Origin of the sequence: Massilia horti, assembly GCF_004614195.1 — a bacterium.
GTDB classification, from domain to species: Bacteria; Pseudomonadota; Gammaproteobacteria; order Burkholderiales; family Burkholderiaceae_D; genus Telluria; species Telluria horti.
Genome location: NZ_SPUM01000005.1, coordinates 39,176 through 49,151 on the forward strand (window position 1 = coordinate 39,176; position 9,976 = coordinate 49,151).

The 9,976-nt window shown below is 65.7% G+C and carries 7 protein-coding genes and 1 pseudogene; all 8 read left to right on the forward strand.

Annotated elements, in window-relative coordinates; all coding sequences use genetic code 11:
- Nucleotides 1-103 precede the first annotated feature (103 nt).
- Entirely contained in the window at nucleotides 104-1,270 is a 1,167-nt protein-coding gene (locus E4O92_RS00880) for a nucleotidyltransferase family protein (RefSeq protein WP_135187856.1), read from the forward strand.
- Nucleotides 1,267-2,685: a mannose-1-phosphate guanylyltransferase/mannose-6-phosphate isomerase gene (locus tag E4O92_RS00885; RefSeq protein WP_135187857.1), complete on the forward strand. Its 1,419-nt coding sequence runs from the start codon at nucleotides 1,267-1,269 to the stop codon at nucleotides 2,683-2,685. The genes E4O92_RS00880 and E4O92_RS00885 overlap by 4 nt, the downstream gene beginning before the upstream one ends.
- 117 nt (nucleotides 2,686-2,802) lie before the next feature.
- On the forward strand, nucleotides 2,803-3,522 hold the full coding sequence (locus E4O92_RS00890) for a PEP_CTERM-anchored TLD domain-containing protein (RefSeq protein ID WP_206076788.1): 720 nt from the start codon (nucleotides 2,803-2,805) through the stop codon (nucleotides 3,520-3,522).
- 272 nt (nucleotides 3,523-3,794) lie between these two features.
- A complete protein-coding gene (locus E4O92_RS00895; protein ID WP_229482867.1) occupies nucleotides 3,795-4,859 on the forward strand; it encodes a TIGR03790 family protein in 1,065 nt (354 codons plus the stop codon).
- Between the two features lie 306 nt (nucleotides 4,860-5,165).
- Entirely contained in the window at nucleotides 5,166-8,144 is a 2,979-nt protein-coding gene (locus E4O92_RS00900; protein WP_229482869.1) for an ExeM/NucH family extracellular endonuclease, read from the forward strand.
- A gap of 11 nt (nucleotides 8,145-8,155) precedes the next feature.
- The gene (locus E4O92_RS00905; RefSeq protein ID WP_135187859.1) at nucleotides 8,156-8,761 is read left to right on the forward strand and encodes an NF038129 family PEP-CTERM protein; all 606 of its coding nucleotides are present in this window, start codon (nucleotides 8,156-8,158) and stop codon (nucleotides 8,759-8,761) included.
- A 238-nt stretch (nucleotides 8,762-8,999) separates the two neighbouring features.
- Nucleotides 9,000-9,722 carry a winged helix-turn-helix domain-containing protein gene (locus E4O92_RS00910; protein WP_135187860.1) on the forward strand — a complete coding sequence of 241 codons (723 nt, stop codon included), beginning with the start codon at nucleotides 9,000-9,002 and terminating at the stop codon, nucleotides 9,720-9,722.
- Nucleotides 9,723-9,729: 7 nt separating this feature from the next.
- A pseudogene (locus tag E4O92_RS00915) lies at nucleotides 9,730-9,976 on the forward strand (helix-turn-helix transcriptional regulator); the annotation flags it as partial.

The window sequence follows — 9,976 nt, forward strand, 5'->3', positions numbered from 1 at the left end:
GAGCAGGGCAAGGCGCGGCGACGAAGACCTGCAGTTGCACGGCAAGGAGCCGCAACGCAGCCATGCTCATTTTGGAGCGACCTCTAGCACAAAGGACGGTCTGATGAAAGCAATGATTCTCGCGGCAGGGAAGGGCACCCGTGTGCGCCCGCTTACCTACGACCTGCCCAAACCGATGATTCCCCTGCTGGGCAAGCCGGTAATGGCTTACCTGGTCGAACACCTGCGCAGGCACGGCGTGACCGAGATCATGGTCAACGTCAGCTACCTGCACGAAAAGATCGAAGAATATTTCGGCGAGGGCGAGCAGTTCGGCGTCCAGATCGGCTATTCGTTCGAAGGCTACATGAAGGACGGCGAGGTCGTGCCCGAACCGATCGGCTCGGCCGGCGGCATGAAGAAGATCCAGGAATTCGGCGGCTTTTTCGACGACACCACGATCGTGCTGTGCGGCGACGCGCTGATCGACCTGGACCTGAAGGCGGCATTGCTCGAACACCGCCGCAAGGGCGCGCTGGCATCGGTGATCACCAAGGAAGTGCCGTGGGACAAAGTATCGAGCTATGGCGTGGTGGTGTCCGACGCGGACGGGCGCATCACCCGTTTCCAGGAAAAGCCGGAGCGCGACCAGGCGCTGTCGAACTACATCTCGACCGGCATCTACATCTTCGAGCCGGAGGTGATCGACCTGATTCCGTCAGGCGTGCCGTTCGACATTGGTTCGCAGCTGTTTCCGCTGCTGGCCGAACGCGGCATGCCGTTCTACGCCCAGCGCCGCCCGTTCAACTGGCTCGACATCGGCAGCGTGACCGACTACTGGGAAGTGCTGCAAAACGTGCTGACCGGCGAGGTCTACAACATGAATGTGCCCGGCATCCAGATCGAGCCGGGCCTGTGGGTGGGCTTGAACACCAGCATCGACTTCAATTCCACCACCATCGTCGGCCCGGTCTACATCGGCTCTGGTGTAAAGATCGAGTCCGGCGTGACGATCGTCGGCCCGACCTGGATCGGACACGGCAGCCACATCTGCGAAGGCGCAGAGATTGTGCGCAGTGTGCTGTTCGAATACACTCGCGTGCTGGACAATGTCGTCTTGAACGAAATGATCGTTTTCAAGGACTACAGCATTGACCGCGCCGGCGAAATGAAGCACGCGTCGGAGTACTCGTCGCACGAATGGCTCAATGCACGCGACCGGCGCCGCAGTAGCCGAAAAGCATTGGCAAACGAAAGTAATTCAAAAATAGAGAAAGCGAAAGCCGCATGAAAATCTACCCAGTCATCCTCTCCGGCGGTGCCGGCACGCGCTTGTGGCCGCTCTCGCGCGCGGTCATGCCCAAGCAGCTGTTGCCGCTTGTCTCAGACAAGACCATGCTGCAGGAAACCGCGCTGCGGGTGTCTGGCTGGCCGGGGCTGATGGCGCCGCTGGTCGTCTGCGGCAACGAGCACCGCTTCCTGGTGGCCGAGCAACTGCGCGAAGCGGGCGTGACGCCGCTGGGCATCCTGCTCGAGCCGGTCGGCCGCAACACCGCTCCCGCGGTCGCGGCCGCCGCGCACTACCTGAAGGCACTCGATCCCGAGGCGGTGATGCTGGTGCTGCCCGCCGACCACGTCATCCTCGACAACGAAGCGTTCAAGGCTGCCGTCGAGCGCGCGGCCGACCTGGTCTCGCGCGGGGCGCTGGCGACCTTCGGCATCGTGCCGCAGTCGCCGGAAACCGGCTACGGCTACATCCGCCGCGGCGCGCTGGCCGACGGCGCGAGCGATTGCTACCAGGTCGAGCGCTTCGTCGAAAAGCCGGACCGCTCCACCGCCGAAGCCTTCGTCGCCGACGGTGGCTACTACTGGAACAGCGGCATGTTCCTGTTCATGGCCGCCGGCTACCTGTCGGAGCTGGCCAAGTTCAATCCCGAGATCGCGTCGGCGGCCGAAGCGGCGATGCGCACCGGCTACCGCGATCTCGATTTCTGCCGCCTGGACGAAGCCGCATTTGCCGCCTGCCCGTCCGATTCGATCGACTACGCGGTCATGGAGCGCACGCGCGATGCCGTGGTGGTGCCGGCCGACATCGGCTGGAGCGATGTCGGTTCGTGGTCGGCGCTGTGGGAAGTGCAGCGCCGCGACGAGAGCGGCAACACCCAGCGCGGCGACGTCTACCTCGATGGCGTGTCCAACTCGCTGGTGCGCGCCGAAAGCAGGATCGTGGCCGTGGTGGGCGTGGAGAACCTGGTGGTGGTCGAGACGCCGGACGCGGTGCTGGTGGCGCACAAGGACCAGGTCCAGCGCGTCAAGCACATCGTCGACCACCTCAAGTCCAAGGAGCGTACCGAGCACCTGCACCACACGCGCGTGTACCGTCCGTGGGGCTACTACGAAGGCATCGATGCGGGCGAGCGCTTCCAGGTCAAGCGCATCACGGTCAAGCCGGGCGAAAAATTGTCGCTGCAGATGCACCACCACCGCGCCGAGCACTGGGTGGTGGTCTCGGGCACCGCGCGCGTGACCTGCGGCGAGACCGTCAGCCTGCTGTCGGAAAACGAATCGACCTACATCCCGATCGGCATGAACCATCGCCTTGAAAATCCGGGCAAGCTGCCGCTGCACATCATCGAAGTGCAGTCCGGCAGCTACCTGGGCGAAGACGACATCGTGCGTTTCGAGGACATCTACAAGCGCGCATAAGCGCCTCGTGGACACGGGCGCCTCGCGCCCGGCCGTTGTTCAATAGTGCGAGCGGCAGCACATGCATGGGCATACAATGAACCGACGGGTTGAGAATTCGATCGCGGAGGTATGACCATGAAAACCATCATTGCAGCAGGCACCCTGGCCTGCGTGCTGGCCGGCTTCAGCGCGCAGGCATACGCCCAGGCCACGGGCACGGGCAGCAGCCTGCTCGATGACAGCGGGCGGCGCCAGCTCGAACGCTGGCTGGGGCGAGGCGAATTCACCTTCAACAACGTGTTCACGCTGCAGCCTGGCGACACCTCGCTCGATTTCCACGCCGCCGTCGACGGCAAGGGTGAAACCTTCACGCTGCTGCAGGTCACCAACCAGCTCGGCGATACCTACCTGGTGGGCGGCTACAACCCGCAAAGCTGGTCATCCACCGACGGCTGGCACGTCACCGACCCCGACTACCTGCGTACGGCCTTCCTGTTTAACATGACCGTGCCCGCCGTGTACCGGCAGGTGCCATCCACCTACATTCTTCCCAGCCAGGGCTCGCGCCAGACCTACAACGCCGCCGATCACGGCCCCACCTTCGGCGCCGGTCCGGACCTGTTCGTCAACAGCGCGCTCGATACCGCCATTTCCTGGCAGCTCACCTACGGCGACCCGCTTGATGAGGGCAAGAGCATCATTGACCGCAGCACCGGCGGCCAGTTCGTGCGAATCAATGCCATGGAGCTGTACACGCTGGCGCCGATTCCCGAGCCGGAGCAGGCAGGCATGCTGGCGGCCGGACTGGCGCTGCTCGGCTGGCGGTTACGGCGGCGCCGTTCGCTTGTCGAATAGAAGTCCTGAAAATCGGCATGGCCGCGTTGCTACGTAGGGTGGGCAGGTTTCCCGCCCACGCGTTCAACGGACACGGAAACTGTTCGGATATGGGCGATCATCGCTGAACGCCCACGCGTTCAACGAACATGGAACCTGTTCGGTATGGCCGATCATCGTTGAACGCGTGGGCGGGAGACCCGCCCACCCTACGAAACCCATCCGGTGACAACGCGATTTGAAATGGTCTATCGGGCAGGCTCTGCGCTTGCGGTCGTGGCATGATAACGGCAGTGTCCGTCAACCTTGCCATCGACAACCACTTCATGACACCGTTCTCGCGCCCATACCTCTACCTGCTGTTTCTCCTGCTCGGCAGCGCCGGCAGTGCATCCGCCCAATTCGTGTCCGCCGGCCCGCTGCAACCCCGACAGCTAGCAATCGTCATCAATGACGACGAGCCCAACAGCGTGGAGGTCGGCGATTACTACCGCAAGCGCCGCAACATTCCGCCCGAGAACGTCGTCCACGTGCGCATCCCCGGCAAGCCGCGCAGCTTGTCGCCCGAACGCTTCGCCCAGCTCAAGTCGCACATCGACGCAGCCCTGGGACCACAGGTGCAGGCCGTGCTGATGATCTGGACCGCGCCCTACGCGGTTGAATGCAATTCCCTCACCGGCGCCTACACGCTCGGCTTCGATCCGGCCCAGTGCGCCAAGACCTGCGCGGCCGGCCGTCCCAGCGCCTACTTCAATTCCGGCACGCGCCGCCCGTTCAGCGAACTGGGGCTGCGCCTGTCGATGCTGCTGCCCACCGAATCGGTGCAGCAAGCCAAGGCGCTGATCGACCGCGGCGTGGCCAGCGGCTTTCGCGTGGTGCCGGCCAGCGCCTACTACCTGACCACGTCGGAGACCTCGCGCAACTCGCGGGCGCAGTTCTTTCCACAGGCAGGCAAGATTGCGGCCAGGAAGCTCACCACTAAGCGCCTCGCATCCGATGCGCTGGAAAACGTGCACGACATCATCATCTACCAGACCGGCATGGCCCAGGTCGCCAAACTGGAGACCCTCGGCTTCGTGCCGGGCGCGCTGGCCGATCACCTGACCTCGCTTGGCGGCGACCTGCTGGGCGAGGGCCAGATGAGCAGCCTGCGCTGGCTGGAGGCGGGCGCCACCGCCAGCTATGGCTCGGTCAGCGAACCGTGCAACTACTGGCAGAAATTCCCCAATCCCGCCGTGCTGCTCAAGCACTACGTGCAGGGCGACAGCGCGATTGAAGCCTACTGGAAGAGTGTCGCCTGGCCGACCCAGGGGCTGTTCATCGGCGAACCGCTGGCCGCGCCGTACCGGGCACGATAGCGGACGCGGCAACCGAGGGCGCCTGATACCGTAGGGGGCGCGCGGCCGGCGAGGACCCCTGCGCACGCGGTACGTGTGCGTGCCAACGCCAACGATATTCATCCGTACCGCGTGCGCCCGGGTGCGCACCCTACATAGGCGGCCCGCGCAACCGCCTGTCCCGCACCCCATCCCGTCGAGTCCGCTTGGTCCACACGGACTAATCCTTGGTCATCATGTTGTCAATTTGCGCATTTAATATGGTTTTGCTAATGGAAATTTTCCTTTTGCTAACAATCGCGCGACAACTTTCTCTCGGGATATCTCATGAAAATGCTTGTTGGATCGATTCATCCGCCTGTGCGGCTGGCCGTGCTGGCGGCATTGCTGGCCGCAGCAGGGGCGGCGCTGGCGGCGCCCGCCGGGCCGTCCGACCTCGTCATCAGCCAGGTCTACGGCGCCGGCGGCAATAACGGCGCGGCCTGGAACCGCGACTTCATCGAACTGTTCAATCGGGGCAGCACGACCATCAACCTGAACGGGATGAGCGTGCAGTACCAGTCCGAGACGGGCACCACCTGGCAGGCCACCAAGCTGCCGGACTTCGCGCTCAAGCCGGGCCAGTACTTCCTGGTGGGCGGCGCCACGAACAACGCTGCCATCGGCGCCGACATCGGCGCGCAAGACCAGACGGGCAGCCTGAACCTGTCGGGCACCACCGGCAAGGTGGCACTGGCGCGCGTCGGGACCGCGATGACCACGCCTGACGGCGGTAACGACGTCATCGACATGGTCGGTTTCGGCGGCGCCAACCGCTTCGAGACCGCGGTCGCTCCCAGCCCCTCTACCGTCAATTCGATCCAGCGCCAGCGCGAAGGCTGCGTCGACACCGACAACAACGCCGCCGACTTCTTTGCCGCGCCGGTGGTCGGCCCGCGCCGCACCAGCACCCCGTTGCACCTGTGCGGCGCGCCTGAGCAAAAGCCGATCGTCCCGAACTGCCCGGCGGCGGCGTGGGCCCGCATGAACAACGCCACTTCGGCGCTGCTCACGGCGTCCGACGAGGACAGCATTGTCAACGCCGCCTCGATCACCTCCGCCGCGGTCCCCGGCATCACGCTCGGCGCCTTCACGCCCGCCGCCGCGGTTGGCGGCACCGGCTCGGTCAGCCTGGAGGTCGATGCCTCTGTCGCACCCGGCATCTATCCGGTCGTGGTCCGCTTCGCCAACAACGACGCGCAGAACGCGAGCTGCACCGTCAGCGTCAAGATCGCCGGCGTCCACACCGTCCCGCAGATCCAGGGCTCGGGCCCGACCAGCCCGTACAACAACACGGCCCAGTCCACTGAAGGCGTGGTCACGCACAAGGTGGCGGGCGCCTTCTACATCCAGGACCCGGTCGGCGACGGCGACCCGACCACCTCGGACGGTATCTACGTGTTCGGCTCGGCCGGTGGAGCAATGGTCGGCGACCTGGTGCGCGTGACCGGCACCGTGACCGAGTACACGCCGAGCGGCGCGCCGCGTTCGCTCACCGAGATCAAGGACCTGCTCGAGGTGACCCGCCTGGGCAGCGGCTACACGATCGCCCCGACCAACATCGAGCTGCACAACGCCGATTTGGCGCGCTACGAAGGCATGCTGGTGCGCGTCACCACCCCGCTGACGGTGAACCAGAACGCCTTCCTGGCCGACCGCGGCGAGCTGGTGCTCTCCTACGGCCGGCGCGAAGTGCCGACCAACCGCTACCGCCCCGGTACGCCGGAGGCGAGGGCGATGGCAGCTGCCAACGACGCCAACATCCTGGTGCTTGACGACAACATCTTCACCACGCCAGCCACGGTCCCGTACCTGGGCGAGGACGGCACCGTGCGCAGCGGCGACACCGTGACGGACCTCATCGGCGCGCTGGACTACGGTTCGATCGGCGGCAGCGGCGCGGCATTCAAGCTGCAGCCGACCCAGACCCCGACCTTCACCCGCACCAACCCGCGTGAACCCGCACCGCAGCTGGCCCCCGGCAACCTGAAGGTCGCTAGCGCCAACGTGCTGAACTTCTTCACCACCTTCACGGACGGCACCGACGCCTGGGGCCGCACCGGCCAGGGCTGTGCGCTGGGCAACAAGGTCTTGGCCAGCAACTGCCGCGGCGCCAGCAACATGGAGGAGTTCGTGCGCCAGCGCGACAAGATCGTGGCTGCGCTGGTTGGGATGGATGCCGACGTGGTGGGCCTGATGGAGCTGCAAAACAGCGGCGACACCACGGTCGGCTACCTGGTCGACCAGCTCAACGCGGCCCTCGGCAGCACCGTCTACGCCTATGTGCCCCAGCCCCCCGCCACCGGTACCGACGCGATCCGCGTCGGCATGATCTACAAGCCGGCTTCGGTGAGCCTGGTCGGCGGCGCGCTGTCGGACGGAGCCTCCGTCAACAACCGCCCGCCGATGGCCCAGACCTTCAAGGCCAACAACAACGGCGCCAAGTTCTCGCTGATCGTCAACCACCTGAAGGCCAAGAGCGGCTGCAGCGGCGCCGGCGCCGGCGACACCGACAGCGGCGACGGCCAGAGCTGCTGGAACAAGACCCGCGTGCAGCAGGCGCAGCGTCTGCTCGACTACTTCATCCCGCTGGTCGTGGCAACGAGCGGCGACCCGGATGTGCTGGTGGTGGGCGACATGAACGCGCACGGCTTTGAGGATCCGATCGACCTGTACACCACCAATGGCCTGGTCAACGAGATCGAGCGCTTCGTGCGGCCGCGCGACATCCCGTATTCGTACGTGTTCGACGGCCAGAGCGGCTATCTCGACCATGCGCTGGCCAGCACCTCCCTGGACAGCCAGGTGGTCGACGTCGCCGAATGGCACAACAATGCGGACGAACCGACCGCGCTCGACTACAAGCAGCAGGACCTGTACGTGAATGGTCCGTACCGCGCCTCCGACCACGACCCGGTGGTGCTCAGCCTGAACCTGACGCCGCTGTTCACCGACATGACCGGCAGCGTGAAGATCGCGCAGGGCGGCCTGACGGTGAACCGCTTCACCGGCAAGTACAGCGGCACGGTCACCTTCACCAACACCGGCACTGCGCCAATCAACGGACCGCTGCAGTTCGTGCTGGCGGGCCTGGGCGACGGCGTCACGCTCGACAACAAGAGCGGCGATATGAACGGAGCGCCCTACATCACGCTGCAGAACGCTTCGCTCGCGCCCGGCGCCAGCGTCAGCGTGACGACCACGTTCTCCAATCCGTCCAAGGTCAGCATTGTCTACACGCCGAAGCTGTACAGCGGCACGTTCTAAAGGAAAATCGCATGTTTAACTTGAAAACACTGTTCTCCCGCGCGCTGCTGGCGCTGGCGCTGGCAGGCGGTTGCGGCGCGGCGTACGCCGGCCCCACCTACCACGTCTCGGTCAACACCTCGTCCCTGAGCGGCACCAGCGGCTATCTCGACTTTAGCTTCAACGCCCTGGGCAACGCCCCGACGGCCACCGCAACCGTGAGCCACTTCCTTGGCGCCTTCGGCAGCGACGTGATGTACGAGGGAGACGCCAGCGGCGACGCCTTCTCCACCATGGTGCTTGGCAACAGCGGAGGGTTCAACGACCTGCTGCAGGCGGTGGCCTTTGGCGGCCTGTTCAGCTTTGACGTGAGCTTCGACGTAGCGCCGGGCGACATCGGCAGCACCTTCGGGATCGCCCTGGTGAACGCTGCGCTCGACGGCTACCTGGGCGTGGACGGCAACATCGTCACGTTCGACCTGATGCCGGGGGAACCGGACACGGTGTCCGTGGTTGAAAGCTTCGCGGCGGTGACCACCGGCACCCCGGAAACCAATGTGCCCGAGCCCGGCTCCATGGCGCTGGCCGCGACCGGCCTGCTGCTCCTGGCCCTGACGCGGCGTCGCATGGCGCGCTGACCGTCGCTTAGCTGTCTCGACACACCTGTCCGGCAACGGCAGGTGTGTCTTTTTTTGGCAACGCTGCGGCCGCTGCGTTGCCTCCGCACTGCAAACGTACACAAGGGAAGGGCGGATTTAGTCGGCAAACCTATTAAAGACCAAGGCAAATTATATTGTTCTCAGGACCACGTTTCGTGCATATTCGAATCTTATCTTGCAGACAATGAATGTAGGGTTGCCTGAAAGGAATAGCCTGATGTCCGCCGAAGTCCTTGTTGTCGATCCCGACCGCGCCACCCAGCAGTTGCTGCGGCTGAATCTCGGGCAGGCCGGCCATGCCATCGCCTGCTGTGCCGACGCCGAGTCGGCGCTGGTGCTGCTCGACGAGCAGCTGCCCGACATGCTGTTGCTCGAGTGGGACCTGCCGGGCCAGTCCGGCGAAGCGCTGGTGCGCCGCCTGCGCGCGCTGCCGCGTACGCGCGACCTGCCGGTCATCATGGTGTGCGCGCGCAGGGGCGAGCTCAATACCGTGCTGGCGCTGGAGTCGGGCGCCGACGACTACCTGGCCAAGCCGTTCAGTCCGCGCGAGCTGATCGCCCGCATCCATGCCGTGCTGCGCCGGCGTGCTCCGCACGTTGGCCCGGGCGCGGTGCAGATGGCCGGGCTGCGGCTCGATCCCGGCACCCGGCGCGTCACCGCCGGCGCGCGCCAGATCGCGCTCGGGCCGGTCGAGTTCCGGCTGCTGCACTACCTGATGCACCATCCGGAGCGGGTCCATACCCGCTCGCAGCTGCTCGACCAGGTATGGGGTAACCACGCGATCCTGGACGAGCGCACGGTCGATGCCCACGTCGGGCGCCTGCGCAGCGCGCTGCAGCCGAGCGGGCACGGGGAGCACATCCAGACCGTGCGCGGCGCCGGCTACCGCTTCGTGAGCGCCGGCGCGCGTTCGCGCCGCGGCCGGCAGGCGACGCTGTAGGCGGGGCATGCAGCCGGTCGTCATCCCCAGCAAGCTGGAACAGGAGTACCTGCTGCGCGCGCTCGAGGCGGGCGTGCGGGTGCGCACGCTGCGCCAGCTGTTCCTGTGGGCCCAGGGCGAACTGCAGGCGCTGCTGCCGCACCAGGCGCTGGTCTGCCTGCGCCTGGACGGGGGCGGCGCCGTGCGGCGCCTGGAATGCCTGCACGGCGCGCTGCTGGCACCTGGCGCGATGGCGGTCCTGTACGATCCCGGGC

Bases quoted from the DNA above. Each gene is read 5' to 3' on its own strand.
- E4O92_RS00890 (WP_206076788.1), top strand. From the start codon at position 2,803: ATGAAAACCATCATTGCAGCAGGCACCCTGGCCTGCGTGCTGGCCGGC.
- E4O92_RS00910 (WP_135187860.1), top strand. From the start codon at position 9,000: ATGTCCGCCGAAGTCCTTGTTGTCGATCCCGACCGCGCCACCCAGCAG.
- E4O92_RS00880 (WP_135187856.1), top strand. From the start codon at position 104: ATGAAAGCAATGATTCTCGCGGCAGGGAAGGGCACCCGTGTGCGCCCG.
- E4O92_RS00905 (WP_135187859.1), top strand. From the start codon at position 8,156: ATGTTTAACTTGAAAACACTGTTCTCCCGCGCGCTGCTGGCGCTGGCG.
- E4O92_RS00885 (WP_135187857.1), top strand. From the start codon at position 1,267: ATGAAAATCTACCCAGTCATCCTCTCCGGCGGTGCCGGCACGCGCTTG.
- E4O92_RS00900 (WP_229482869.1), top strand. From the start codon at position 5,166: ATGAAAATGCTTGTTGGATCGATTCATCCGCCTGTGCGGCTGGCCGTG.